At 54.5% G+C, this 24,809-nt stretch carries 26 protein-coding genes and 1 other RNA gene; 17 read left to right on the top strand and 10 right to left on the bottom strand.

What is annotated here, in order from left to right:
- Nucleotides 1-145 precede the first annotated feature (145 nt).
- The 4 genes from rnpB to garL form a co-directional block, all read right to left on the bottom strand.
- Nucleotides 146-520, bottom strand: an RNA gene (rnpB, locus tag NBA72_RS15405) — RNase P RNA component class A.
- A gap of 32 nt (nucleotides 521-552) precedes the next feature.
- Complete coding sequence (gene garK / locus NBA72_RS15400; RefSeq protein WP_000706464.1) at nucleotides 553-1,698, bottom strand: glycerate 2-kinase; 1,146 nt, start codon at nucleotides 1,696-1,698, stop codon at nucleotides 553-555.
- Between the two features lie 97 nt (nucleotides 1,699-1,795).
- The gene (gene garR, locus NBA72_RS15395) at nucleotides 1,796-2,686 is read right to left on the bottom strand and encodes a 2-hydroxy-3-oxopropionate reductase (RefSeq protein ID WP_000178106.1); all 891 of its coding nucleotides are present in this window, start codon (nucleotides 2,684-2,686) and stop codon (nucleotides 1,796-1,798) included.
- Between the two features lie 25 nt (nucleotides 2,687-2,711).
- A complete protein-coding gene (garL, locus tag NBA72_RS15390; protein WP_001057715.1) occupies nucleotides 2,712-3,482 on the bottom strand; it encodes a 2-dehydro-3-deoxyglucarate aldolase in 771 nt (256 codons plus the stop codon).
- A 529-nt stretch (nucleotides 3,483-4,011) separates the two neighbouring features.
- Here garL and garD point away from each other — a divergent pair.
- The 8 genes from garD (at nucleotide 4,012) to NBA72_RS15350 (ending at nucleotide 12,228) form a co-directional block, all read left to right on the top strand.
- Nucleotides 4,012-5,583 carry a galactarate dehydratase gene (gene garD, locus NBA72_RS15385; RefSeq protein WP_001273722.1) on the top strand — a complete coding sequence of 524 codons (1,572 nt, stop codon included), beginning with the start codon at nucleotides 4,012-4,014 and terminating at the stop codon, nucleotides 5,581-5,583.
- A gap of 257 nt (nucleotides 5,584-5,840) precedes the next feature.
- A complete protein-coding gene (locus NBA72_RS15380; protein WP_000469979.1) occupies nucleotides 5,841-6,695 on the top strand; it encodes a tagatose bisphosphate family class II aldolase in 855 nt (284 codons plus the stop codon).
- Between the two features lie 119 nt (nucleotides 6,696-6,814).
- Nucleotides 6,815-8,086 carry a tagatose-bisphosphate aldolase subunit GatZ gene (gene gatZ / locus NBA72_RS15375; RefSeq protein ID WP_023181568.1) on the top strand — a complete coding sequence of 424 codons (1,272 nt, stop codon included), beginning with the start codon at nucleotides 6,815-6,817 and terminating at the stop codon, nucleotides 8,084-8,086.
- 14 nt (nucleotides 8,087-8,100) lie between these two features.
- Complete coding sequence (gatA, locus tag NBA72_RS15370) at nucleotides 8,101-8,565, top strand: PTS galactitol transporter subunit IIA (protein ID WP_000080445.1); 465 nt, start codon at nucleotides 8,101-8,103, stop codon at nucleotides 8,563-8,565.
- A gap of 30 nt (nucleotides 8,566-8,595) precedes the next feature.
- Complete coding sequence (gene gatB, locus NBA72_RS15365) at nucleotides 8,596-8,880, top strand: PTS galactitol transporter subunit IIB (protein WP_000824293.1); 285 nt, start codon at nucleotides 8,596-8,598, stop codon at nucleotides 8,878-8,880.
- Between the two features lie 3 nt (nucleotides 8,881-8,883).
- Complete coding sequence (locus NBA72_RS15360) at nucleotides 8,884-10,257, top strand: galactitol-specific PTS transporter subunit IIC (RefSeq protein WP_042948708.1); 1,374 nt, start codon at nucleotides 8,884-8,886, stop codon at nucleotides 10,255-10,257.
- Between the two features lie 43 nt (nucleotides 10,258-10,300).
- Nucleotides 10,301-11,344 carry a galactitol-1-phosphate 5-dehydrogenase gene (gatD, locus tag NBA72_RS15355; protein WP_000844173.1) on the top strand — a complete coding sequence of 348 codons (1,044 nt, stop codon included), beginning with the start codon at nucleotides 10,301-10,303 and terminating at the stop codon, nucleotides 11,342-11,344.
- A gap of 110 nt (nucleotides 11,345-11,454) precedes the next feature.
- Nucleotides 11,455-12,228, top strand: a complete 774-nt coding sequence (locus tag NBA72_RS15350; protein ID WP_001083899.1) for a DeoR/GlpR family DNA-binding transcription regulator — start codon at nucleotides 11,455-11,457, stop codon at nucleotides 12,226-12,228.
- Between the two features lie 157 nt (nucleotides 12,229-12,385).
- Here the strand turns inward: NBA72_RS15350 and rsmI are convergent, their stop codons facing one another.
- Nucleotides 12,386-13,249, bottom strand: coding sequence for a 16S rRNA (cytidine(1402)-2'-O)-methyltransferase (rsmI, locus tag NBA72_RS15345; protein WP_000812295.1), 864 nt, complete (start codon nucleotides 13,247-13,249; stop codon nucleotides 12,386-12,388).
- 63 nt (nucleotides 13,250-13,312) lie between these two features.
- Between rsmI and NBA72_RS15340 the strand changes: the two genes are divergently transcribed.
- The 4 genes from NBA72_RS15340 to dolP are packed head-to-tail and all read left to right on the top strand — an operon-like array spanning nucleotide 13,313 to nucleotide 16,905.
- Nucleotides 13,313-15,355 (top strand): penicillin-binding protein activator, encoded by a 2,043-nt coding sequence (locus tag NBA72_RS15340; RefSeq protein ID WP_042948705.1) that lies wholly within the window; start codon nucleotides 13,313-13,315, stop codon nucleotides 15,353-15,355.
- Nucleotides 15,313-15,708, top strand: a complete 396-nt coding sequence (locus tag NBA72_RS15335; RefSeq protein ID WP_000057285.1) for a YraN family protein — start codon at nucleotides 15,313-15,315, stop codon at nucleotides 15,706-15,708. The genes NBA72_RS15340 and NBA72_RS15335 overlap by 43 nt, the downstream gene beginning before the upstream one ends.
- Before the next feature lie 21 nt (nucleotides 15,709-15,729).
- Nucleotides 15,730-16,320 carry a DnaA initiator-associating protein DiaA gene (gene diaA / locus NBA72_RS15330; protein WP_000893481.1) on the top strand — a complete coding sequence of 197 codons (591 nt, stop codon included), beginning with the start codon at nucleotides 15,730-15,732 and terminating at the stop codon, nucleotides 16,318-16,320.
- A gap of 9 nt (nucleotides 16,321-16,329) precedes the next feature.
- Nucleotides 16,330-16,905, top strand: coding sequence for a division/outer membrane stress-associated lipid-binding lipoprotein (gene dolP, locus NBA72_RS15325; RefSeq protein ID WP_001650801.1), 576 nt, complete (start codon nucleotides 16,330-16,332; stop codon nucleotides 16,903-16,905).
- A 66-nt stretch (nucleotides 16,906-16,971) separates the two neighbouring features.
- On the opposite strand, the gene NBA72_RS15320 is transcribed toward dolP, so the two are convergent.
- Complete coding sequence (locus NBA72_RS15320) at nucleotides 16,972-17,607, bottom strand: NAD(P)H-binding protein (RefSeq protein ID WP_001517952.1); 636 nt, start codon at nucleotides 17,605-17,607, stop codon at nucleotides 16,972-16,974.
- A gap of 130 nt (nucleotides 17,608-17,737) precedes the next feature.
- Between NBA72_RS15320 and yhbO the strand changes: the two genes are divergently transcribed.
- Nucleotides 17,738-18,256, top strand: a complete 519-nt coding sequence (gene yhbO, locus NBA72_RS15315; RefSeq protein WP_000037599.1) for a protein/nucleic acid deglycase — start codon at nucleotides 17,738-17,740, stop codon at nucleotides 18,254-18,256.
- Here the strand turns inward: yhbO and NBA72_RS15310 are convergent.
- Nucleotides 18,236-18,679: a YhbP family protein gene (locus NBA72_RS15310; RefSeq protein WP_001608176.1), complete on the bottom strand. Its 444-nt coding sequence runs from the start codon at nucleotides 18,677-18,679 to the stop codon at nucleotides 18,236-18,238. The genes yhbO and NBA72_RS15310 overlap by 21 nt on opposite strands.
- Before the next feature lie 37 nt (nucleotides 18,680-18,716).
- Here NBA72_RS15310 and NBA72_RS15305 point away from each other — a divergent pair, with 37 nt between their 5' ends.
- A complete protein-coding gene (locus NBA72_RS15305) occupies nucleotides 18,717-19,034 on the top strand; it encodes a GIY-YIG nuclease family protein (protein WP_000928379.1) in 318 nt (105 codons plus the stop codon).
- Here NBA72_RS15305 and NBA72_RS15300 read toward each other — a convergent pair.
- Together NBA72_RS15300 and ubiT are read right to left on the bottom strand one after the other, a co-directional pair.
- Complete coding sequence (locus NBA72_RS15300; RefSeq protein WP_000908562.1) at nucleotides 19,021-19,524, bottom strand: GNAT family N-acetyltransferase; 504 nt, start codon at nucleotides 19,522-19,524, stop codon at nucleotides 19,021-19,023. The genes NBA72_RS15305 and NBA72_RS15300 overlap by 14 nt on opposite strands.
- Nucleotides 19,518-20,042: a ubiquinone anaerobic biosynthesis accessory factor UbiT gene (ubiT, locus tag NBA72_RS15295; RefSeq protein WP_000884721.1), complete on the bottom strand. Its 525-nt coding sequence runs from the start codon at nucleotides 20,040-20,042 to the stop codon at nucleotides 19,518-19,520. The genes NBA72_RS15300 and ubiT overlap by 7 nt, the downstream gene beginning before the upstream one ends.
- 216 nt (nucleotides 20,043-20,258) lie before the next feature.
- Between ubiT and ubiU the strand changes: the two genes are divergently transcribed.
- From ubiU to NBA72_RS15280, 3 genes are all read left to right on the top strand, one after another.
- Nucleotides 20,259-21,254, top strand: coding sequence for a ubiquinone anaerobic biosynthesis protein UbiU (ubiU, locus tag NBA72_RS15290; protein WP_000421309.1), 996 nt, complete (start codon nucleotides 20,259-20,261; stop codon nucleotides 21,252-21,254).
- Nucleotides 21,255-21,262: 8 nt separating this feature from the next.
- Nucleotides 21,263-22,141, top strand: a complete 879-nt coding sequence (locus NBA72_RS15285) for a U32 family peptidase (protein ID WP_000877721.1) — start codon at nucleotides 21,263-21,265, stop codon at nucleotides 22,139-22,141.
- Between the two features lie 177 nt (nucleotides 22,142-22,318).
- Complete coding sequence (locus tag NBA72_RS15280; RefSeq protein WP_042948699.1) at nucleotides 22,319-23,326, top strand: luciferase-like monooxygenase; 1,008 nt, start codon at nucleotides 22,319-22,321, stop codon at nucleotides 23,324-23,326.
- A 90-nt stretch (nucleotides 23,327-23,416) separates the two neighbouring features.
- On the opposite strand, the gene mtr is transcribed toward NBA72_RS15280, so the two are convergent.
- The gene (mtr, locus tag NBA72_RS15275; RefSeq protein ID WP_042948698.1) at nucleotides 23,417-24,661 is read right to left on the bottom strand and encodes a tryptophan permease; all 1,245 of its coding nucleotides are present in this window, start codon (nucleotides 24,659-24,661) and stop codon (nucleotides 23,417-23,419) included.
- Between the last annotated feature and the right edge of the window lie 148 nt (nucleotides 24,662-24,809).

The raw sequence follows: 24,809 nt of genomic DNA, 5'->3' as shown, positions 1-24,809 counted from the left end.
AAAAACCCGCCGAAGCGGGTTTTATGAAGAAGTGAAACTGACCGATAAGCCGCTTTCTTTTGGGTATAGTGTCGTGGACAGTCATTCATCCTGCCGCCCTGTAAAAGCAAAAACCCGCCAGCTTACACTGACGGGTTTTATGAAGAAGTGAAACTGACCGATAAGCCGGGTTCTGTCGTGGACAGTCATTCATCTAGGCCAGCAATCGCTCACTGGCTCAAGCAGCCTACCCGGGTTCAGTACGGGCCGTACCTTATGAACCCCTATTTGGCCTTGCTCCGGGTGGAGTTTACCGTGCCACGGACTGTTACCAGCCGCGCGGTGCGCTCTTACCGCACCCTTTCACCCTTACCTGATCCCACTTGCGTGGGCCATCGGCGGTTTGCTCTCTGTTGCACTGGTCGTGGGTTTCCCCCCCAGGCGTTACCTGGCACCCTGCCCTATGGAGCCCGGACTTTCCTCCCCTCCGCCCGTCTCCCCGAAAGGACGACGACGAAGCGGCGACTGTCTGGTCAGCTTCGGCGCGCAGTATAGAGGGTTCGCGCGACTTTGTCACCCTGCGCTGCGCATTCCTATCGCCAGAGCGGCAGCAACATTTCTGGATGCCCGATAAATATTGTCAAAAGCGCCCCGAAAAGCCTCCTCCAGCGTCACGATGCGCGTGAGTACGCTAAAGACAGCGTCGATGCCATAGTGATGCACTATCCCTACATCGTGCGTCAGGCTGCCGGCAATGCCAATCACTGGCTTATGATATTTTTTCGCCACATTCGCGACGCCAATCGGCACTTTACCGCGAATACTTTGGCTATCAATCCGCCCTTCTCCCGTCACCACCAGCGTACAGTCGTGGATATGCTCCTCCAGGTTCAGTGCCGCCGTGACAATTTCGATCCCGCTGCGTAATTCCGCACCGAGAAAAGCCATTAACGCCGCCCCCATACCGCCTGCCGCGCCTGCGCCGGGCGCCGCCTTTACGTCGACATTCAGCGATTTTTTTATGATGTCGGCATAGTGAGCAAGATTTCTGTCCAGCTCAACAATGTTCTCTTCGGTCGCGCCTTTCTGCGGCCCAAAAATTCGTGATGCGCCGTTGTCGCCGATCAGAGGATTAGAGACATCGCAAGCGACACGAATCGCGCAGAGTTTTAAACGGGGATCGAGCTCTGAAATATCAATGTCGCTTAGACAATGAAGGCTTCCGCCACCGTAACCGATATCCGCGCCGTTTGCATCGCGCAGTTTTGCGCCCAGCGCCTGCATCATCCCCGCGCCGCCGTCATTTGTCGCGCTGCCGCCAATGCCGATAATGATATTGCTTGCGCCGCTTTCCAGCGCCTGCAATATCAGCTCCCCCGTTCCCCGCGAGGTAGTAATCAAAGGGTTGCGTTTTTCTGGTGGAACCAGCGCCAGTCCGCTGGCCGCCGCCATTTCAATAAACGCGGTTTTACCATCCCCGGACATTCCCCAGCAGGCTTTCACTTTTTCACCCAACGGCCCGGTCACCCATGCGGTGCGTTCAACGCCCTGCGTCGCGGCAATCATGGCTTCGACCGTTCCTTCGCCGCCATCGGCAACCGGAACAGAGACATATTGCGCATCGGGGAAAATTTCCCGAAATCCTTTTTCTATCGCCTGCGCTACCTCGGCGGCAGAAAGGCTTTCTTTATAGGAGTCGGGGGCAATTACGATTTTCATAGTGGTAGCCTGTTACTGCACAACGCCGGATGGCGTTTCACTTATCCAGCCTGAAATTCAGGCCCGGATCGCTACACGCCATCCGGGCACAACGTCGTTAGCGAGTGACTTCCACTTTCGCCAGTTTTTCGTAGTAGCACGCCAGCGCGCTATGGTCGTCATTACCGTGTCCATCCGCGCGTAACGCCTGCATCATTTCCATAACGGCGGCGGTCAGCGGGAGCTGCGCGCCAACGCCGTGGGAGGTATCCAGCGCATTCGCCAGATCTTTAATGTGCAGATCGATACGGAAACCTGGCTTAAAGTTTCGGTCCATGACCATCGGCGCTTTCGCATCCAGTACCGTGCTGCCAGCCAGACCGCCGCGAATCGCCTGATAGACCAGATCCGGGTTGACGCCCGCTTTAGTCGCCAGCGTCAGCGCTTCAGACATGGCGGCGATATTCAACGCCACGATCACCTGGTTAGCCAGTTTTGTGACGTTGCCTGCGCCGATATCGCCGGTATGCACCACGGAACCCGCCATCGCTTTCATCAGGTCGTAGTACTTGTCGAAAATGGCTTTATCGCCCCCCACCATCACCGACAGCGTGCCATCAATCGCCTTCGGCTCGCCGCCGCTGACCGGCGCATCCAACATCTCAACGCCCTTCGCCTTCAGCGCATCGCTGATTTCACGGCTTGCCAGCGGCGCGATAGAACTCATATCAATCAATACGGTTCCTGGCTTCGCGCCTTCGATGATACCGTTCTCGCCCAGCGCAACCTCTTTCACATGCGGAGAGTTAGGCAGCATCGTGATGATGACGTCACACTGTTCAGCGATCGCCTTCGCCGTAGAGGCCGTTTCCGCGCCTGCGGCAATGACGTCGGCAATCGCTTCAGGATTACGATCGGACACCACCAGCGAATACCCTGCTTTCAGTAAGTTTTTGCTCATGGGCTTACCCATGATGCCTAAGCCAATAAAGCCAACTTTCATCGTCATAGCGTTCTCTCTTTCCATACCAGGATTATTTTTTAAAGGTGTCGGCAAGCTTCTGCGTGCTAGCGCGGAATGCGCCTAAATCGCTGCCAACGGCGACAAAGGTCGCGCCCCATTCCAGATAACGGCGGGCATCCGCCTCTACCGGCGCCAGAATGCCGCACGGTTTACCGTGCGCTTTAGCGCGGGCGAAAATATGTTGAATCGTCTGCTGCACGTCAGGGTGAGAAGCATTGCCGAGATGACCCAGCGCGGCGGCCAAATCGCTTGGGCCGACAAAAATGCCATCAACGCCTTCCGTTGCGGCGATGGCATCAACATTGTCGACACCCAACTGGCTTTCGATTTGAACAATAATGGTGATGTTTTTGTTCGACTGCGCAAAGTAATCAGGCACCGTACCAAACATATTCGCGCGGTGAGAAACGGAGACGCCGCGAATGCCTTCCGGCGGGTAACGCGTCGAGGCGACGGCGCGAGCCGCTTCCTCTTGCGTTTCAACAAAGGGGATCAGGAAGTTATAAAACCCAATATCCAGCATCCGTTTGATAATGACCGGTTCATTGGTTGGCACACGTACCACAGGCGCGCTGGCGCTGCCTTTCAATGCCATTAGCTGCGGAATTAAGGTGGTCACATCGTTCGGCGCATGTTCGCCATCCAGCACCAGCCAGTCAAATCCCGCCAGACCGAGAACTTCGGTGGTGATTGGGCTTGCCAGTGCAGACCAGCAGCCAATCTGCACCTGTTGCGCCGCCAGCGCCGCTTTAAACTTATTCGGGAAAATAGCGTTATTCATCGCTTATACCTTCGCTTATTTCTTTAATTCTCTACATGTGATGCCGCCACCATAACTTATAGCAACGACAATAAAATGCTTATCTGAAATCAGAATGGGTCTCCGCATTCTATTTCTAATGTGGTACACATCCTGTAGCACAATATACCGTTCTGATATCTTTATCGTCTTTTATTATTATCATGGTATTTTCAAATAACTCGTCAGATACACTGAATTCGCCATTCAGTATAAACAGCCTATGGCGGATAATCATTGTGCAAACGCTCATTAAAAAGGGATTATTTAACGCTTATTTTTGAGCATACGCCCATGATACTGGGCGCTAATGCACACATTTACGCTTTACCCGGCCTACATAAAAAATTTCATAATTTGCGGTGATCTGGATCACATTCTTATATTTATACTCCTGTCATTCTTATTTCATTATGCATGAACTTTATTTCTTATATTGAGATTTAACGATTTAACCATAACCAAAATAGATAATCCTATTTCTATCATCCAGGCTGGAGAATGTTGAACAATGGCCAATATCGAAATTCGCCAGGAATCGCCATCGGCGTTTTATATAAAAGTACATGAAACCGATAATGTCGCAATTATTGTTAATGACCACGGTCTTAAAGCCGGAACACGTTTTCCGGATGGCCTGGAACTGACTGAACATATTCCGCAAGGCCATAAAGTTGCTCTGACGGATATCCCCGCTCACGGCGAAATCATCCGTTATGGCGAAGTCATCGGTTATGCGGTACGCGACATCCCGCGCGGAAGCTGGATCGACGAGTCGCTGGTTGAACTGCCAAAAGCGCCGCCGCTGAATACGCTACCGCTGGCGACCAAAGTACCGGAACCGCTGCCGCCGCTGGAAGGCTATACGTTTGAGGGCTATCGTAACGCCGATGGCAGCGTCGGCACCAAAAATCTGCTTGGCATTACCACCAGCGTGCACTGTGTGGCGGGCGTGGTCGATTATGTGGTGAAAGTGATTGAGCGCGATCTCCTGCCCAAATACCCGAATGTCGATGGCGTTGTAGGGCTAAACCATCTGTACGGCTGCGGCGTGGCAATCAACGCGCCGGCGGCGGTCGTGCCGATTCGCACGATTCATAATATCGCGCTCAACCCCAATTTTGGCGGCGAAGTGATGGTGATTGGCCTCGGTTGCGAAAAATTGCAGCCGGAACGACTGCTGGAAGGCACCGAGGATGTCCCCGCTATCGCCGTTGAAAGCGCCAGTATTGTGCGTTTACAGGACGAGCAGCATGTCGGCTTTAAATCAATGGTCGACGATATTTTGCGGGTCGCCGAACGCCATCTGACGAAACTGAACCAGCGCCAGCGCGAAACCTGCCCGGCCTCCGAGCTGGTCGTCGGGATGCAGTGTGGCGGCAGCGATGCGTTTTCCGGCGTCACGGCAAACCCGGCGGTGGGTTATGCTTCCGATCTGTTGGTACGCTGCGGCGCGACCGTCATGTTCTCGGAGGTCACCGAAGTGCGCGATGCCATTCATCTTCTGACGCCGCGCGCCATCAACGAAGCCGTGGGTAAACGCCTGCTGGATGAAATGGCCTGGTACGATAACTATCTTGATATGGGGAAAACCGATCGCAGCGCTAACCCGTCCCCTGGCAACAAAAAAGGCGGTCTGGCGAACGTCGTGGAAAAAGCGTTGGGCTCTATCGCTAAATCGGGTAAGAGCGCCATTGTCGAAGTATTGTCGCCGGGCCAGCGCCCCACCAAACGCGGCCTGATTTACGCCGCGACGCCCGCCAGCGATTTCGTCTGCGGCACGCAGCAGGTCGCTTCCGGCATTACCGTACAGGTCTTTACCACCGGACGCGGCACGCCGTACGGGCTGATGGCGGTGCCGGTAATTAAAATGGCGACGCGTACCGAGCTGGCGAACCGCTGGTATGACTTAATGGATATCAATGCAGGCACCATCGCCACGGGTGAAGAGACAATCGAAGATGTGGGCTGGAAGCTGTTTCACTTTATTCTCGATGTCGCCAGCGGCCGGAAAAAGACTTTCTCGGACCAGTGGGGCCTACATAACCAACTGGCGATATTTAACCCGGCGCCAGTGACCTGATCCAGTCAGTACCCTTCTCCGACCAGGGTATAACCGCATAATCTGTAGACCGGGTAAGCGCCAGCGCTACCCGGTATTTTTTCGCCCTTAGTCTGTAGCCTGAAGTATGTCTGCCCGACATGCTTTTTTTACGCCTTACTTTCGATAACTTCCATTTTATTTCGAAACTTTCATTTATCAGATCAAAATCACAAAAAAACATTCCGAAAGCCTATAAATTCTTTCAAAGAAAACAAACGAAAGATTTCGGAGGAAGGATGTTTATCATTTCAGGCAGAACAATGCTAAAGAAGGCGCAGCAGGAAGGTTATGCTGTGCCGGCGTTTAACATCCACAACCTGGAGACATTGCAAGTGGTGGTGGAAACCGCCGCAGAATTGCGCTCTCCGCTGATTGTCGCCGGTACGCCAGGCACCTTTAGCTACGCAGGCGTCGGTAATATCGTGGCTATCGCCGCAGAACTGGCGAAAAGCTGGAACCATCCTCTCGCGGTACATCTCGATCATCATGAAAAACTGGCCGACATCAAAATGAAAGTCGCCGCCGGGGTACGCTCGGTCATGATCGACGGGTCGCATTTCCCCTTTGCCGACAATATTGCGCTGGTGAAAAGTGTGGTTGATTACTGTCATCGCTACGATGTCAGCGTTGAAGCTGAACTTGGGCGTCTCGGCGGGCAGGAAGACGATCTTATCGTTGACGGTAAAGATGCGCTTTATACCCATCCGGAACAGGCCCGGGAATTTGTAGAAAAAACGGGTATCGACTCGTTAGCCATTGCTATCGGCACCGCTCACGGCCTCTACACCGCTGAACCAAAACTTGATTTTGAACGACTGACGGAAATTCGTCAGCGGGTTGATGTCCCCTTAGTCCTTCACGGCGCCTCTGGCCTGCCGACCCGCGATATTACCCGCGCTATTTCGCTGGGCATCTGCAAAGTTAACGTCGCCACCGAGCTTAAAATCGCCTTTTCCGGCGCGCTTAAAAACTATTTAACGCAACACGCAGAGGCCAGCGATCCCCGCCATTACATGATCCCGGCGAAAGCGGCCATGAAAGAGGTTGTACGTAAAGTGATTGCCGACTGCGGTTGTGAAGGGAAGCTCTAAAGCCCCCGGCTTTAGCACGGCAAAGGGCGTTTTCATAGCTGGATCACGAAAGCCATTATTATCCTTTGCCTTCAAACCAAAAATATTATGAAGATAAACAAAAGATATCGGAGCCAGAAGTGAAAGAAATAATTTCTCGTCACAAAGCAGGGGAACAGATAGGGATCTGTTCCGTATGTTCAGCACACCCGCTGGTGATTGAATCCGCATTACGTTTTGATCTGAATAGCGGGAACAAAGTTCTGATCGAAGCGACCTCTAACCAGGTTAATCAGTTTGGCGGTTATACCGGCATGAAACCGGCTGACTTTCGTGATTTTGTCTATGGCATCGCCCAGGAAGTGGGTTTTCCACGAGAACGGCTTATTTTAGGCGGCGATCACCTGGGACCTAACTGCTGGCAAAACGAACCTGCAGATACGGCGATGGAAAAATCCGTCGAACTCATTAAGGCTTACGTCGCTGCCGGGTTTAGCAAAATCCATCTTGATGCCTCTATGTCCTGCGCTGACGACCCGACGCCGCTGGACCCAATGGTTGTCGCTAAACGCGCCGCCCTGCTTTGCCAGGCAGCGGAAACGACGGCGACCAACGAACAAAAACGCCATTTAACCTATGTTATCGGCACTGAAGTTCCAGTTCCGGGCGGGGAAGCCAGCGCCATTAACGCCGTGCATGTTACCCGCGAACAGGATGCGGCCCGCACGCTGCAAACGCATCAGGCTGCTTTTCGCGCCCTGGGGCTGGATGAGGCATTAAACCGGGTTATCGCGATTGTCGTACAGCCGGGCGTAGAATTCGACCATACACAGATTATCCACTATCAACCGCAGGCCGCTAAAGCGCTTTCCGACTGGATAAAAGAAACGCCGATGGTCTATGAAGCGCATTCGACTGATTATCAGACGCGACAGGCCTACCGTGCGCTGGTACGCGATCATTACGCCATTCTGAAGGTCGGCCCGGCGCTCACTTTCGCGCTGCGCGAAGCCATTTTCGCACTTGCGCAAATGGAAAACGAACTGATCTCCCCGGAACAACGTAGTCGGGTACTGGAGGTCATTGATGAAGTTATGCTAAACGAACCAGGCTACTGGAAAAAATACTACCGTCCAACCTGGAGCCAGGCGATGGTCGACATTCACTTTAGTTTGTCTGACCGTATTCGCTATTACTGGCCGCACCCGCGTATTCGTCAAAGCGTAGAGAAGTTAATCGCCAATCTGAACAACGTCACATTGCCGCTGGGATTAATTAGCCAGTTTATGCCCGTACAGTTTGAACGCCTGTCTGAGGGCGTGCTCACCCCCACGCCGCATAACCTGATTATTGACAAAATTCAGGATGTTCTGCGCGCTTATCGCTTCGGTTGCACGCCGGATGTCGCCTGAATAATGGAGAATTTATGAGCCAACTATTTGTCCGAACCGGAATCACATTCGACTCGAGCCAACAGGCGCTGGCGCACATTGGCAAAGAGATGCTGGCGAAAGGCGTGGTACATGATAGTTATCCGCAGGCGCTGGTGGAACGTGAAGCGTCTTTTCCTACCGGCATTGCGCTGGAGCGTCACGCCGTCGCTATCCCTCATTGCGAGGCGGTTCATGCGAAATCACCCGCTATCTATCTGATTCGTCCAGATAAGCCGGTCATGTTTCAACAGGCGGATGATGACGAAGAGATTGCCGTTTCGTTAATCATCGCCTTAATCGTTGAAAACCCGGCGGCACAGCTAAAACTTCTGCGCCGCCTGTTTAGTGAGCTACAGAACCCAAGCACCCTCGATGCCCTGTTAAGCGCGCCAGATGCCGAACTGGCGATACGCTTTCAGGAAACCATCCTTGAGCCTGAGCAGTGCGTCCAGGTTTGATAATAAATTGATAATAATGAGGAATACCCTATGAAACGTAAAGTAATTGTGGCCTGTGGCGGTGCGGTTGCAACCTCAACGATGGCTGCGGAAGAAATTAAAGAGCTATGTGATGCCAACCATATTGAGCTCGACTTAGTGCAATGCCGGGTCACCGAAATCGAAACCTATATGGACGGCGCCGATCTTATCTGTACCACTGCCAGGGTCGATCGCGCCTTCGGCGATATTCCCGTCGTTCACGGTATGCCTTTTGTTTCCGGCGTGGGTATTGAAGCATTACAGCAAAAAATTCTGTCCATTCTCATGGGGTAACGTATGTTTAGCGAAATAATGCGTTATATCCTCGACTTAGGCCCAACGGTGATGTTGCCTCTGGTGATCATCGTGTTCTCTAAACTGCTGGGAATGAAGCTTGGGGATTGTTTTAAATCGGGTTTGCATATTGGTATCGGCTTCGTGGGTATTGGTCTGGTCATCGGCCTGATGCTGGATTCTATCGGCCCCGCGGCGAAAGCCATGGCGGAACATTTCCAAATCAATCTCCACGTTATTGACGTCGGCTGGCCAGGTTCATCGCCCATGACCTGGGCGTCACAAATCGCGCTGGTCGCGATCCCTGTCGCCATTGGGGTTAACGTCCTGATGCTGGTGACCCGCATGACCCGCGTGGTGAATGTCGATATCTGGAATATCTGGCACATGACCTTCACGGTCGCCATGCTGCATCTGGCGACCGGTTCATACTGGCTGGGGATTCTGGGCGTTGTGGTTCATGCCGCCTTTGTCTACAAACTGGGGGACTGGTTTGCCAAAGATACCCGCGACTATTTTGGCCTCGAGGGGATTGCTATCCCACACGGCTCATCCGCGTACCTGGGCCCCGTGGCGGTGCTCGTTGATACCATTATCGAAAAAATTCCGGGTCTCAATCGTATTCACTTTAGCGCAGACGATGTCCAGAAACGCTTCGGACCGTTTGGCGAGCCGGTGACTGTCGGCTTCGTGATGGGGCTGGTGATTGGTGTACTGGCAGGCTACGACGCCAAAGCCGTTCTGCAACTGGCGGTCAAAACCGCAGCGGTGATGCTGCTTATGCCACGCGTCATTAAACCTATTATGGATGGCCTAACGCCTATCGCCAAACATGCGCGTAAACGTCTACAGGCCAAATTTGGCGGGCAGGAGTTCCTGATAGGCCTTGATCCAGCGCTACTGCTCGGTCATACCTCTGTTGTCTCCGCGAGCCTGATATTCATTCCGCTGACCATCCTGATTGCCGTCTTAGTACCGGGGAACCAGGTGCTGCCGTTCGGCGACCTCGCCACCATCGGTTTCTTTATTGCGATGGCGGTCGCGGTACACCAGGGCAACCTGTTCCGCACGCTGATTTCAGGTGTCATTATTATGGGTATCACCCTGTGGATAGCCACGCAGACGATTGGCCTGCATACCCAACTGGCTGCCAATGCCGGAGCGCTAAAAGCAGGCGGACAAGTCGCCTCGCTGGATCAGGGCGGTTCCCCCATCACCTGGCTGCTGATTCAACTTTTTACCTGGCAGAATATCGTCGGCTTCGCCGTCATTGCCATTATCTATCTGGCCGGCGTACTGCTGACCTGGCGTCGCGCCCGACAGTTTGTCGCGGCTGAGAAAGCCACGGCGCTACAGCAAAGTCAAATCGCCTCTTAATTTTAGGGGAGCAATCGCTCCCCTCACCTTCCTGGAGAATGTTATGAAATCAGTGGTTATTCACGCTGAGGGAGACGTGCGCGTTGAAGAACGTCCCTTACCACAACTGCAAGCCGAGGACGATGTGTTGGTCAAAGTCGTTAGCTCAGGGCTTTGCGGGTCGGATATCCCGCGTATTTTCGCGCAGGGCGCCCATTATTATCCTATTACGTTAGGCCATGAATTCAGCGGCTACGTTGAATCCTACGGCACAGGCGTAACGGATATGCAGCCCGGCGATGCCGTCGCTTGTGTCCCGCTTCTTCCCTGCTTTCACTGTCCGCAATGCGAACGCGGTTACTTTTCTTTATGCAAACAGTATCAGTTTGTAGGATCGCGCAGCGAAGGCGGTAATGCGGAATATGTGGTGGTCAAACGGGCCAATCTTTTCCGCTTGCCGTCTGATATGCCGATTGAAGATGGCGCGTTTATCGAACCGATTACCGTGGGCTTACACGCCTTTCATCTGGCGCAGGGCTGCGAGGGGAAAAACGTAATTATCGTTGGTGCCGGGACAATTGGCCTGCTGGCCTTACAGTGCGCGCGGGAACTGGGCGCGCGAAGCGTAACGGCGATTGATATCAATCCGCAGAAACTGGAACTGGCGAAAGCGCTCGGCGCAACGCATACCTGTAATAGCCGGGAAATGACCGCCGACGACATCCAGACCGCGTTGTCCGACATTCAGTTTGATCAACTGGTTCTCGAAACGGCAGGAACTCCCCAGACCGTCTCGCTGGCTATCGATATCGCCGGGCCGCGCGCGCAACTGGCGCTGGTGGGGACGTTACATCACGATCTCACCCTGACAACGCGTACATTCGGGTTAATTTTGCGTAAAGAGCTCACGCTCCTCGGCAGTTGGATGAACTACTCCGCGCCATGGCCAGGAGAGGAATGGGAAACCGCAGCGCGCCTGTTGGCTGAAAAACGTCTTCAACTGGCCCCTCTCATTGCCCATCGCGGCGATGCGGAAAGCTTTGCAGAAGCAGTCAAAGCGCTTAATGGCGCGCCCATGCAGGGCAAAATCTTACTTCAACTTTCCTGATGGTACGAGCCAGCAACCTGCGCTGGCTCACATTTCCTTTCGAAATTTAGCGTTCACCTTTCGCAATCCTTCGTTTAAACTAGTTACAGTTAATTATCAGGCAAATCAATATGAACTCATTTGAGCGAAGAAATAAAATTGTCGACCTGATTAATACGCAAGGCAGCGTGCTGGTGATGGACCTTTCAAATACCTTTGGTATTTCTGAAGTGACTATCCGTGCTGACCTGCGTCTGCTGGAAGAGAAAGGCCTTGTCACCCGTTTTCATGGCGGCGCGGCAAAACCGGGAAGTCATCTGGCGGAAGGCGACAATCAGGAAGTCATTCTGGAAGATCGGTATCAACTCGCCAGCGATCCGAAAAAGCGGATTGCCCAGGCAGCTGCGGCAATGGTTGAAGAAGGAATGACCATCATTCTGGATAGCGGGAGCACAACATTACTGATTGCGGAAGCGCTCGCGCGAAAAAGCAATATTACGGTGATCACTAACAGCTTGCCTGCCGCTTTTACGCTATCAGAAAATAAAGATCTCACGCTGGTGGTCTGCGGCGGTACGGTACGGCATAAAACCCACTCAATGCACGGCACGATTGCGGAACGATCGCTACACGGCATCAGCGCCGATGTCATGTTTGTCGGGGCGGATGGCATTGATGCGACAAACGGTATTACCACGTTTAACGAAGGTTATTCCATTAGCGGCGTCATGGCGGCGGCGGCACACAAAGTTATCGCGGTACTGGACGCGACCAAATTTAACCGTCGCGGCTTTAACCAGGTATTGCCGATGGACAAGATCGACTGTGTGATAACCGATGACACCATCAGCAAACAGGATAAAGCGGCATTAGCGAAAACAGGCGTGGAATTAATGATCGTCTAAAAAGGAGTCGGTTATGCGTTGCTGATCGCGAGAGTAAGCCCGAAGGAAAGGTCCGGTCCGCTATCACCGCCCAATGCCCCCATCACTTTACCCACATCAATCACCTGATTGAGTATTAACGCGATGGCGATAAAAGGCGGTTCCCGGGCGCTCGCTTTTATTCTTCCTGCTGCTCCAGCGCGTACTTATACAGCGCATTTTTCTTCACGCCGTGAATTTCTGCTGCCAGCGCCGCCGCTTTTTTCAGCGGCAATTCGGCCTGTAGCAGCGCCAGCGTGCGCAGCGCGTCGGCGGGCAGGTCGTCTTCTTGCGCTTTATGGCCTTCGACAATCAGCACCATTTCGCCTTTGCGACGGTTTTCATCCTCTTTCACCCACGCCAGCAGCTCGCCGACCGGCGCGCCGTGAATGGTTTCCCAGGTTTTGGTCAGCTCCCGCGCCAACACCACATAACGGGATTCTCCCAATACCGCGACGATATCTTCCAGGCTATCTAACAGGCGGTGGGTTGACTCATAAAAAATCAGCGTTCGCGGTTCCGTTTCAATGGCTTTTAGCGCATCACGGCGGCCTTTGGATTTCGCCGGTAAAAAGCCTTCATAGCAGAAACGGTCAGATGGCAGGCCAGCGGCGCTCAGGGCGGTAATCGCCGCACATGGCCCCGGTAGCGGCACCACGCGAATCCCCGCTTCACGGCAGGTACGCACCAGGTGGTAGCCAGGATCGTTAATCAGCGGCGTACCGGCGTCGGAAACCAGCGCAATGTTCTGCCCTTCTTTTAGCTTCGCGACCAGCGTTTCCGCTTTTTGTTGTTCGTTATGATCGTGTAGCGCGAACAACCGGGCATTAATCCCAAAATGTTGCAGCAATAAACCGGTGTGACGAGTATCCTCGGCGGCAATCAGATCTACAGCCTGTAACACCTCCAACGCACGCTGGGTGATATCCGCCAGATTACCGATAGGAGTAGGTACAATAAAGAGTTGGCCCTGAGAATTATCCGCCGATTCGTTTTGTTTCATTGTGTCGTCCGTATTGCCGATTTAATATTGAGCATTGCGTAAAAAAATATCACTGGATACAGTATGGTACCCTCAACATTTTCTCGTTTGAACGCCGCACGCGCGCTGCCTGTCGTCCTGGCTGCGCTACTTTTCGCCGGGTGCGGCACCCAGGCGCCAGATCAAAGCGCAGCCTATATGCAGGGTTCAGCGCAAGCTGACTCCGCCTTTTACCTGCATCAGATGCAGCAAAGCGCAGATGATAGCAAGACCAACTGGCAATTACTCGCCATTCATGCACTGCTGAAAGAAGGAAAAAGCCAGCAGGCCGTCGACCTGTTCAACCAACTCCCGCAAAATCTGAACGATACCCAGCGTCGCGAACAGTCTTTATTAGCGGTAGAAATCAAACTGGCGCAAAAAGATGTCGCAGGCGCGCAGGCCTTGCTGGATAAACTAAAACCCGCCGACTTTGCGCCACATCAGCAAGCGCGTTACTGGCAGGCGCAGATCGTTGCCAGCCAGGGACGCCCGTCGCTTACCCTATTGCGGGCGTTAATCGCCCAGGAACCGCTACTGGCGGCGAAAGATAAACAAAAAAATATCGACGCCACCTGGCAGGCGCTCTCCGCCATGACGCCGGATCAGGCCAGGACGCTGGTTATCAACGCCGATGAAAATGTGCTTCAGGGCTGGCTGGATCTGCAACGCGTCTGGTTTGACAACCGCAACGATCCAGACATGCTGAAAGCCGGGATCGCCGACTGGCAAAAACGCTACCCGCAAAATCCGGGGGCGAAAATGCTGCCGACGCAGCTCGTCAATGTACAACGTTTTAAACCAGCTTCCACCAGCAAAATCGCTCTGCTGCTGCCGCTGAACGGTCAGGCTGCCGTGTTTGGCCGTACCATCCAGCAAGGTTTCGAAGCCGCGAAAAACCTCGGCACCCAGGCGGTAGAGATGCAGCCTGCCGCCGCGCCTGACGCGCCGGTAGAACCTGGCGTGGAGGAGACGCAGCCACAAATGACCAACGGCGTCGCCAGTCCGTCGCAGGCCTCGGTGAGCGATCTGACTGATGACGCTCCATCCCAGTCCGCTACGCCAGTCAGCGCGCCACAAACTCCCCCTGCTACAGCAAGCGCGCCGGCGGATCCCTCCGCTGAATTAAAAATCTACGATACCTCTTCCCAGCCGTTGGATCAGGTGCTTGCTCAGGTTCAGCAAGACGGCGCCAGTATCGTGGTCGGGCCGCTGTTGAAAAACAATGTGGAAGCGCTGATGAAAAGCAACACGCCGCTCAACGTGCTGGCGCTCAACCAGCCGGAAACGGTACGTAGCTTCCCTAATATCTGCTATTTCGCGCTCTCTCCGGAAGATGAAGCCCGTGACGCGGCGCATCATATTTATAACCAGGGCAAGCAGTCGCCGCTGCTGTTGATCCCACGCAGCACGCTTGGCGATCGCGTGGCGAACGCCTTCACCCAGGAGTGGCAAAAACTGGGCGGCGGCATCGTGTTACAGCAAAAATTCGGCTCCGTAGCCGAGCTGAAAATGGGCGTGAACGGCGGCGCGGGTATCGCGTTGACGGGCAGTCCGGTCGCCGCCAGCGTGCCTGCGCAGCCTGGCGTCACCATTGGCGGTCTGACCATCCCTGCGCCGCCGACCGACGCGCAAATCACCGGCGGCGGACGCGTAGACGCGGTCTATATTCTGGCTACGCCGGAAGAGATTGGCTTTATCAAACCGATGATCGCCATGCGTAACGGCACCCAGAGCGGCGCGACGCTGTATGCCAGCTCCCGCAGCGCGCAAGGCACCTCCGGCCCCGACTTCCGTCTGGAAATGGAGGGTTTACAATACAGTGAAATTCCTATGCTGGCAGGCGGCAATATGCCGTTGATGCAGCAGGCGCTGAGCGCTGTACATAACGACTATTCTCTGGCGCGGATGTACGCCATGGGCGTGGATGCCTGGACGCTGGCGAACCACTTTTCGCAGATGCGTCAGGTGCAGGGGTTTGAGATCAATGGTAATACCGGCGCATTAACCGCCAGCCCGGATTGTGTGATTAACAGGAAGTTATCATGGCTCAAATACCAGCAAGGGGAGATTGTTCCCGCCAGCTAACGCGTAAACAGGCTGGCGACGCGTGGGAAGCTGCCGCGCGTCGCTGGCTGGAAAGCAAAGGACTGCGGTTTATCGCCGCCAACGTGCGCGAGCGCGGCGGCGAAATCGATCTGATCATGCGCGACGGAAAAACGACGGTTTTTGTTGAGGTCCGCTATCGGCGCTCCGGGCTTTATGGCGGCGCGGCGGCTAGTGTGACCCGCAGCAAGCAACACAAATTATTACATACTGCCCGCTTGTGGCTCGCCCGCCAGAATGGGAGTTTTGATACTGTGGATTGTCGGTTCGATGTGTTAGCCTTCACCGGAAATGAGATTGAGTGGTTTCGGGATGCGTTTAACGACCACTCATAATTGAAGATTTTAAGGATTAGCGTGCTCGAAAGAATCAAAGTTTGCTTTACAGAAAGCATTCAAACTCAAATTGCTGCGGCGGAAGCGCTTCCGGATGCCATTTCCCGCGCCGCCATGACGCTGGTTCATTCCCTGCTTAACGGCAACAAAATCCTCTGTTGTGGAAACGGGACGTCCGCGGCCAACGCACAGCATTTTGCTGCCAGCATGATTAACCGCTTTGAAACGGAGCGACCCAGTTTACCCGCCATTGCACTAAATACCGATAATGTGGTCTTAACTGCGATCGCTAACGATCGCCTGCACGATGAAGTTTATGCAAAACAAGTCCGGGCGCTGGGACATGCAGGCGATGTTTTATTGGCGATCTCTACGCGTGGTAATAGTCGCGATATCGTAAAAGCCGTTGAAGCAGCCGTCACACGTGACATGACCATTGTGGCGCTAACCGGGTATGACGGGGGCGAGCTGGCCGGACTATTAGGGCCGCAGGATGTTGAAATTCGTATCCCTTCACACCACAGCGCGCGCATTCAGGAAATGCATATGCTGACGGTAAACTGCCTGTGCGATTTGATCGATAACACGCTTTTTCCTCACCAGGATGATTAAGGAGTACACATGAAGGCATTTTCGCCGCTCGCAGTCCTTATTTCTGCGTTGCTATTGCAAGGTTGCGTCGCCGCCGCGGTAGTGGGTACGGCAGCCGTCGGCACCAAAGCCGCAACCGACCCGCGTAGCGTGGGCACCCAGGTGGATGACGGAACGCTGGAACTGCGTGTCAGCAGCGCGCTGTCGAAAGATGAGCAAATCAAAAAAGAGACGCGCATCAATGTCACGGCTTATCAGGGCAAAGTTTTGTTAGTGGGGCAGTCGCCAAACAGCGAACTCTCCGCACGCGCGAAACAGATAGCGATGGGCGTTGAAGGCACCACCGAGGTCTATAACGAGATTCGCCAGGGTGAGCCTATCGGCCTGGGGACCGCCTCTAACGATACCTGGATCACCACGAAAGTTCGCTCACAGCTACTGACCAGCGATCAGGTAAAATCGTCAAACGTGAAAGTCACCACCGAAAATGGCGAAGTGTTCCTGCTGGGCCTGGTGACTGAACGTGAAGGTAAAGCGGCAGCGGACATCGCCAGCCGGGTGAGCGGCGTGAAACGCGTGACCACCGCCTTTACGTATATTAAGTAACCGGTGTGCCGGGTGGCGATAAAAATGTGTAAACCGCGTCGCCATCCGGTAAATCATCCGGCTTCGCTACCCCGCTTTTTCCCGCAGTTGCGATGAGGTCAGAATCGTCACGCCTTCTTGTGCTGGCGCCAGCGCTTCCGCCAGCATGGCCCGCGCCACATCCCGCGCATCAATCGATTTCCAGTTTCCGGGCAGCAGCCGGAATAGCGGAGCGAAAAGCGTTTCATTCACCCGCCGTGTTGTTCTGTCGCCGAGCAGCATAGAAGGCCGGGCAATCGTCAAACGAGGCCAATTTTGCGCGATTAACGCCTCCTCCATTTCTCCTTTCACCCGATTGTAGAAAAACGGAGAGTGCGCGTTTGCTCCCATTGCGCTGACCACCAACATGTGCTGCGCGCCCAGTCGACGCCCGGTCAGCGCGGTATCAACCACCAGCGTATAATCCGCATGAATAAACGCCGCTTTACTTCCCGCTTCACGCCGGGTCGTGCCCAGGCAGCAAAAAACAATATCCACCGGGTCGGTCACCTGAGCTAACGCGTCGGTAAGCTGCGGATCGTGAGGGTTATAAACGCCGACAATATCCGTCAGCGGGCGACGCGTCGGCGCGGCGATAGCGCTCACCTGCGGCGTGTTGATTAACATTCTCAGCAGATGTCCGCCGACCAGTCCGGTCGCGCCGGTAATCAGTACCTGACTCATCCTCGCTCCTTTACAGATTTGTCCACCTTGCACTCTCGGCCCTATCGACCAGGCTTAATAGTCTACGAGGTAAGTATCCATCATTGTGGAAAATTTGCCTTACCCGACGCCACCACTGCGGAGGAAACGCATGAGTAAGAAAATTGCCGTTTTGATTACCGATGAATTTGAAGATTCAGAATTTACCTCGCCGGCTGCAGAATTCCGTCAGGCCGGCCATGAGGTCATCACCATCGAAAAAGAGGCGGGTAAAACGGTGAAAGGAAAAAAAGGCGAGGCCAGCGTCACCATTGATAAGGCTATTGATGACGTTCGTCCCGACGAGTTCGACGCCTTGCTATTGCCGGGAGGTCATTCGCCGGACTACCTGCGCGGCGACAGCCGTTTCGTGGATTTTACCCGCGATTTCGTTAACAGCGGTAAACCGGTTTTTGCCATTTGCCACGGCCCACAGTTGTTGATCAGCGCCGATGTCATTCGTGGCCGCAAACTCACGGCGGTGAAACCGATTATTATCGATGTGAAGAACGCGGGCGCGGAATTTTACGATCAGGAAGTCGTCGTCGATAAAGATCAGCTGGTGACCAGCCGCACGCCTGACGACCTGCCGGCATTTAACCGCGAGGCGCTACGCCTGCTGGGCGCGTGAGTCGCGTAACCAGTGCAGTTTTTTACCAAACCCCAGCGTGTTGTCGGTGAATTTAATTTCATCCAGCCGGATTTCCCATACCGGGGCTGGCAGCACCCTGGCGACCGGGAAGCGACGAAGGTAAGCTTTACGCGCGGCGTCGCTCTCCTCCCCCTCCAGACGGCGAATTTCCCCTTTAAACTGCACGCCGCGAATGCGCGCCACCGTTTTCGGCTGACCATTGACCGTTCCCGCAACTGGCGCGCACGCGCCGGACATTTGCGCATGGCGGGTTTTATCATCCGTTAACAGATACAGCGCGACGTTTTGCGCATCGAACAAATAAAACGCATTGGCGCACCACAGCTCTCCCTCATGGTGTACGCACCAGGTCACCACGTGTTGTTTCGCCAGCCAACGGCCAATAGCGGTAAGTGTGTCCATCTTTATTCTCGCTTATACTGGGAACCTGAAAATTATCATGCTGATGGCGACAATGACACCCTGGTATCTGTATCTGATTCGTACCGCAGACAATGCGCTTTACACCGGAATAACCACCGATGTGGCGCGTCGTTACAGGCAGCATCAAACGGGAAAAGGCGCAAAAGCATTACGGGGAAAAGGCGAGTTAACGCTGGCGTTTGCGGCGCAGGTCGGCGATCGCTCGCTGGCCCTGCGCATAGAGTATCGCATCAAACAGCTCACAAAGCGCCAGAAGGAGCGCCTTGTGACGGAACGCGAAGCGTTTGAGGCGCTGCTGTCCAGCCTGCAAACGCCGGTGCTTAAAAACGATTGAAGTGGTCGTGATACTCCACCAGCCCCGTCACGCCTTCCAGCGCATCCTCAGCCAAACGGTGTACCTGGAAAGCGCTTTCCGTACCGGGCCAACGGCAGTGAAGATCGTAATGCGCGGCCAGTTCAAAACCGAAGCGGCTATATAACGCCGGATCGCCCAGCGTCACGACCGCCGCGTAGCCGAACTCGTTGAGCGAATCCAGCCCTTCATACACTAACTGGCGCGCCAGCCCTTGCCCGCGATACTTTTCATCGACCGCCAGCGGCGCCATGCCGACCCACTGTAAATCTTCGCCCTGCACATCAACCGGGCTAAAGGCGACATAGCCCACCACCTGGCCTTCATCATCCGTGGCCACCAGTCCGAGCGTCAGAAAACCATCTTCACGCAAATCGTGAACCAGCTTCGCTTCCGCATCGCTTTCGAATGAACGGCGTAACAGCGCATCAATACCAGGCGCATCAATAGGAATTTCTACTCGAATTAGCATGGTTCACCTACCGAGGTCTGTTTGGTTTCCGGCGAGTTTTTCATACCCGCCTCAACAAAATCCGCCAGTTGCAGCAGCATAACGCGTAACGCTTTCGGCATCTGCTCCAGTTCGATGGCGTCCATCAGATTCTTCACATACAACCCTAACTCAGTATCGCCTTCAATGACCAGTCGACGCTGGAAAAAGAGCGTATCCGGGTCCTGTTTACGGGCAGCTATCATTAGCAGATCGCTGGCGTCGGCGCTAAAACTGACGTCGGCATCCGCCTGCTGGCTAACGATCAGTTTTTCATTTTCAACCGTGGTATACCATTTTAAGTCGATGTCACGAACATGAATGCTTAACCAACGACCTTCGAGGAATTCCAGCTCTCCATCGGCCAGCGCCTGACGAAACTGCCAGCTCAGAACCTGTTCCAGAACCTGGCGCTTTAGCGCAAAGGGCGTCAGTTTAACCGGTACACTCATCAGAGACGGGCCAGCATGGACTAAGCGTGAACGCAGTTTATCTAACACGAGCTTTACTCCCTGTTTCAATAGTCCTGTTATTTTGCCATATCCAATAAATCACATGGCGGCGTAAATCAACAATTGGGTCTGATTTTCTACCCCATTATTGGTGTTACCAATACGCCTTTAACTGCCTTAAATCAAAAATTGTCGCAGCAAGGTTAACTAAAATCCCTGTTCGTTAACAATTTTGCGTCTCAGACGTAACCCTCAGGATAAATTATGGAGCTGCTCTGCCCTGCCGGAAATCTCCCGGCGCTGAAGGCGGCCATCGAAAACGGCGCTGACGCCGTTTATATCGGGTTAAAAGACGATACCAATGCCCGTCATTTTGCCGGCCTTAACTTTACCGAAAAAAAATTGCAGGAAGCGGTGAGTTTTGTTCACCAGCATCGCCGCAAATTACACATCGCCATTAATACTTTTGCGCATCCGGACGGCTATGCCCGCTGGCAGCGCGCCGTGGATATGGCGGCGCAGCTTGGCGCCGACGCGTTGATTCTCGCCGACCTCGCTATGCTGGAATATGCCGCAGAGCGTTACCCGCATATTGAGCGCCATGTTTCCGTTCAGGCCTCGGCAACCAACGAAGAGGCGATTCGCTTTTATCACCGCAACTTTGATGTCCACCGCGTAGTACTGCCGCGTGTACTGTCGATTCACCAGGTAAAACAACTGGCCCGCGTCACGCCGGTGCCGCTGGAGGTATTCGCGTTTGGCAGCCTGTGCATTATGGCGGAAGGTCGCTGCTATCTTTCTTCCTACCTGACGGGGGAGTCGCCCAATACCGTCGGCGCCTGCTCTCCCGCCCGCTTTGTCCGTTGGCAGCAAACGCCGCAGGGGCTGGAATCGCGCCTGAATGATGTCCTGATTGACCGTTACCAGGATGGCGAAAACGCGGGCTACCCAACGCTGTGCAAAGGCCGCTATTTAGTGGACGGCGAGCGCTATCACGCGCTGGAGGAGCCAACCAGCCTGAACACGCTGGAACTGCTGCCGGAGCTCATGGCGGCGAACATCGCTTCGGTGAAGATCGAAGGCCGCCAGCGCAGCCCTGCCTATGTCAGCCAGGTGGCGAAAGTGTGGCGCCAGGCGATCGATCGCTGCAAAGCCGCCCCGCAAAACTTCGTTCCACAGCGCGACTGGATGGAGACGCTCGGCGCGATGTCCGAAGGCACCCAAACCACGCTTGGCGCATATCACCGTAAATGGCAGTGAGAGGAGCTATGAAATATTCCTTAGGACCGGTGCTTTATTACTGGCCGAAAGAGACGCTGGAAGATTTTTATCAGCAGGCCGCAAAAAGCAGCGCTGATGTCATTTATCTGGGCGAAGCGGTGTGCAGCAAGCGTCGCGCAACCAAAGTCGGCGACTGGCTGGAAATGGCGAAATCCCTCGCCGCCAGCGGTAAGCAGGTGGTGCTCTCCACCCTGGCGCTGGTACAGGCGTCATCTGAATTAAGCGAGCTGAAACGCTATGTGGACAACGGCGATTTTCTGCTGGAAGCCAGCGATCTTGGCGTGGTGAATCTGTGCGCCGAGCGCAAACTGCCGTTTGTCGCCGGCCATGCGCTGAACTGCTACAACGCGGTCACGCTGCGCCGGTTGCTGAAAGAAGGCATGGTACGCTGGTGTATGCCGGTGGAGCTGTCCCGCGACTGGCTGGTGAATTTGCTTAATCAGTGCGATGAACTGGGCATCCGCAATCAGTTTGAAGTGGAAGTGTTGAGCTACGGCCATCTGCCGCTGGCCTACTCCGCTCGCTGCTTTACCGCCCGTTCGGAAGACCGCCCGAAAGATGAGTGCGAAACCTGCTGTATCAAGTATCCAAACGGTCGTGACGTGCTCTCGCAAGAGAATCAGCAGGTGTTTGTGCTTAACGGTATTCAGACCATGAGCGGCTATGTCTATAACCTTGGCAACGAACTGACGTCGATGCAGGGATTGGTCGATATCGTGCGGCTGTCGCCGTTGGGTACGGAGACATTTGCCATGCTTGATGCCTTTCGCGCTAACGAAAACGGCGGCGCACCATTACCGCTTGCCGCGCATAGCGACTGTAACGGCTACTGGAAGCGGCTGGCCGGGCTGGAGCTACAGGCCTAGCCGGATGGCGGCATCAATACCTTATCCGGCCTACAAATAGCGCTCCCGTAGGCCCGATAAGCGCAGCGCTATCGGGCATTGTTTTTGCCGTCAGTCTCATAAAGCTCACTTTGTTAACAACATTCGCTAATCTTTAATGCAGTATTAAAAGATTAACCGGTAATAAAGTGAGCCGTTATGACTGACAAAACTATTCCGTTCTCGGTGCTGGATCTGGCGCCGATCCCTGAAGGATCTTCGGCAAAAGAAGCCTTCACGCACTCGCTGGCTCTCGCACGGCTGGCTGAAAAGCGCGGTTATCACCGCTACTGGCTGGCGGAACATCACAACATGACCGGTATCGCCAGCGCGGCGACCTCGGTATTGATTGGTTATCTGGCGGCCAATACCACAACATTACATCTTGGCTCCGGCGGCGTGATGCTGCCTAACCATTCACCGCTGGTGATTGCCGAGCAGTTCGGCACGCTGAATACGCTCTACCCGGGACGTATCGACTTAGGGTTGGGACGCGCGCCGGGTAGCGATCAGCCGACGATGCGCGCACTGCGTCGCCATATGAGCGGCGATATCGATAACTTTCCACGCGATGTCGCAGAGCTGGTGGACTGGTTCGACGCTCGCGACCCTAATCCGCATGTGCGCCCGGTGCCCGGCTACGGCGAGCAGATCCCGGTCTGGCTGCTGGGCTCCAGCCTGTATAGCGCACAGTTGGCGGCCCAGCTTGGCCTGCCGTTCGCCTTTGCTTCGCATTTCGCGCCGGATATGTTGTTCCAGGCGCTGCATCTGTACCGTACCCAGTTCAAACCTTCAGCGCGGCTGGAAAAACCGTACGCGATGGTGTGTATCAATATTATCGCCGCCGACAGCAACCGCGACGCCGAATTCCTGTTTACCTCCATGCAGCAGGCTTTCGTGAAGCTACGCCGTGGGGAAACCGGCCAACTGCCGCCGCCGATTGAGAATATGGAGACCTTCTGGTCGCCATCCGAGCAGTATGGCGTGCAGCAGGCGCTGAGTATGTCGCTGGTCGGCGATAAAGCGAAAGTCCGCCACGGGCTGGTGTCCATCCTGCGGGAAACCCAGGCGGATGAAATTATGGTCAACGGGCAGATTTTCGACCACCAGGCACGCCTGCATTCGTTTGATTTGGCGATGGATGTGAAGCAGGAATTGTTGGGGTAGCGCATTGTTTTGCCCGGTGGCGCTTCGCTTACCGGGCCTACAGCATCAAGTAGGCCGGATAAGGTGCAACCGCCATCCGGCACAATAACGTTACTGGTACACCGGCAGCAAATTAAAGCTCGACAGAATATGGATAACCGCGTTGCCGACACCGAAGACCAGAATCAGGGCAATCATCGGTTTACCGCCCCAGACGCGAAATTTTGGGCTGCCGAAACGTTCGCGAGATTTACGCGCCAACAGCGCAGGCACAATGGCCGCCCAGATAGTTGCAGCTAAACCTGCATAACCAATGGCATACAGAAAACCGTTCGGCCACAGCAGGCCACCGACAATTGGCGGCACAAACGTCAGCAGTGCGGTTTTAAAACGCCCCATTGCCGAGTCATCCAAACCAAACAGATCCGCCAGATAGTCAAACAGCCCCAGCGTCACGCCAAGGAAGGAACTGGCGACCGCAAAGTTAGAGAACACCACCAGCAGCAGATCCAGGCTGCGGCTGTTCAGCACGCCGCTCAACGCCTGTACCAGCACATCAATATTGCCGCCTTTCTGCGCAATGCCGATAAATTCCGGACGCGGGATGTTGCCCATCGTCCCCAGCAGCCAGACGGAATAGAGCGCCAGCGCCAGTAACGTCCCATAAATCAGGCATTTGACGATGGTGCGCGGATCTTTGCCGTAATATTTCATCAGGCTCGGTACGTTACCGTGATAACCAAAAGAGGCCAGACAAAATGGCAGCGTCATCAGCAGGTACGGCGTATATGACGCGTGGCTTTCAGTCACGTTAAACAACGTGGCAGGCTGAACGTGCCCTAACAGGCTGCCGAAGGTCAGGAAGAAAGTAATCACTTTCGCGCCCAGCACAATCGCCGTCATCCGGCTGACCGCCTTCGTACTCAGCCACACAACAAACGCCACCAGCAGCGCAAAGGCAAAACCTGCCGCTCGCGCCGGAACATTCAACGACATCTCAGCAAAGGTATGATGCAGAATTGAGCCGCTCGCCGAGATATAGGCGTAAGTCAGGATGTAGAGCACAAAGGCAATAGAAATGCCGTTGACCACGTTCCAGCCTTTCCCCAACAGATCTTTGGTGATGGTGTCGAAACTCGAACCAATGCGGTAGTTAAGGTTGGCTTCGAGGATCATCAGCCCGGAGTGCAGCATACAAAACCAGGTAAAGACCAGCGCCGCCATCGACCAGAAGAACCACGCCCCGGACATGACCACCGGCAGGGAGAACATCCCCGCGCCAATGATGGTGCCGCCGATAATCACCACGCCGCCAAGCAGCGAAGGTGACGTTTGGGTGGTGGTAAGTGTTGCCATTCAGCTCTCTCTCCAGTCATTTATAATGTGACTATCTCTCAATACGCTGCACTGTACCAGTACATGAGTACAAAAGAAATAAAAAAAGCCCCGATTGTGACGATCGGGGCTGTATATTTTACTTTACGCTGTGAATGCGCAGGTCAGC

This window comes from Salmonella sp. NW1250 (assembly GCF_051812965.1).
GTDB lineage: Bacteria > Pseudomonadota > Gammaproteobacteria > Enterobacterales > Enterobacteriaceae > Salmonella > Salmonella enterica.
Note: the sequence above shows the minus strand (reverse complement) of the source record. Positions and strands in the feature narration are given on the sequence as shown.

Bases quoted from the DNA above. Each gene is read 5' to 3' on its own strand.
- garK (WP_000706464.1), bottom strand. From the start codon at position 1,698: ATGAAAATCGTAATTGCCCCCGACTCCTATAAAGAAAGCCTTTCTGCC.
- garR (WP_000178106.1), bottom strand. From the start codon at position 2,686: ATGACGATGAAAGTTGGCTTTATTGGCTTAGGCATCATGGGTAAGCCC.
- garL (WP_001057715.1), bottom strand. From the start codon at position 3,482: ATGAATAACGCTATTTTCCCGAATAAGTTTAAAGCGGCGCTGGCGGCG.
- garD (WP_001273722.1), top strand. From the start codon at position 4,012: ATGGCCAATATCGAAATTCGCCAGGAATCGCCATCGGCGTTTTATATA.
- NBA72_RS15380 (WP_000469979.1), top strand. From the start codon at position 5,841: ATGTTTATCATTTCAGGCAGAACAATGCTAAAGAAGGCGCAGCAGGAA.
- gatA (WP_000080445.1), top strand. From the start codon at position 8,101: ATGAGCCAACTATTTGTCCGAACCGGAATCACATTCGACTCGAGCCAA.
- gatB (WP_000824293.1), top strand. From the start codon at position 8,596: ATGAAACGTAAAGTAATTGTGGCCTGTGGCGGTGCGGTTGCAACCTCA.
- NBA72_RS15360 (WP_042948708.1), top strand. From the start codon at position 8,884: ATGTTTAGCGAAATAATGCGTTATATCCTCGACTTAGGCCCAACGGTG.
- gatD (WP_000844173.1), top strand. From the start codon at position 10,301: ATGAAATCAGTGGTTATTCACGCTGAGGGAGACGTGCGCGTTGAAGAA.
- NBA72_RS15350 (WP_001083899.1), top strand. From the start codon at position 11,455: ATGAACTCATTTGAGCGAAGAAATAAAATTGTCGACCTGATTAATACG.
- rsmI (WP_000812295.1), bottom strand. From the start codon at position 13,249: ATGAAACAAAACGAATCGGCGGATAATTCTCAGGGCCAACTCTTTATT.
- NBA72_RS15340 (WP_042948705.1), top strand. From the start codon at position 13,313: ATGGTACCCTCAACATTTTCTCGTTTGAACGCCGCACGCGCGCTGCCT.
- NBA72_RS15335 (WP_000057285.1), top strand. From the start codon at position 15,313: ATGGCTCAAATACCAGCAAGGGGAGATTGTTCCCGCCAGCTAACGCGT.
- dolP (WP_001650801.1), top strand. From the start codon at position 16,330: ATGAAGGCATTTTCGCCGCTCGCAGTCCTTATTTCTGCGTTGCTATTG.
- NBA72_RS15320 (WP_001517952.1), bottom strand. From the start codon at position 17,607: ATGAGTCAGGTACTGATTACCGGCGCGACCGGACTGGTCGGCGGACAT.
- yhbO (WP_000037599.1), top strand. From the start codon at position 17,738: ATGAGTAAGAAAATTGCCGTTTTGATTACCGATGAATTTGAAGATTCA.
- NBA72_RS15310 (WP_001608176.1), bottom strand. From the start codon at position 18,679: ATGGACACACTTACCGCTATTGGCCGTTGGCTGGCGAAACAACACGTG.
- NBA72_RS15305 (WP_000928379.1), top strand. From the start codon at position 18,717: ATGCTGATGGCGACAATGACACCCTGGTATCTGTATCTGATTCGTACC.
- NBA72_RS15300 (WP_000908562.1), bottom strand. From the start codon at position 19,524: ATGCTAATTCGAGTAGAAATTCCTATTGATGCGCCTGGTATTGATGCG.
- ubiU (WP_000421309.1), top strand. From the start codon at position 20,259: ATGGAGCTGCTCTGCCCTGCCGGAAATCTCCCGGCGCTGAAGGCGGCC.
- NBA72_RS15285 (WP_000877721.1), top strand. From the start codon at position 21,263: ATGAAATATTCCTTAGGACCGGTGCTTTATTACTGGCCGAAAGAGACG.
- NBA72_RS15280 (WP_042948699.1), top strand. From the start codon at position 22,319: ATGACTGACAAAACTATTCCGTTCTCGGTGCTGGATCTGGCGCCGATC.
- mtr (WP_042948698.1), bottom strand. From the start codon at position 24,661: ATGGCAACACTTACCACCACCCAAACGTCACCTTCGCTGCTTGGCGGC.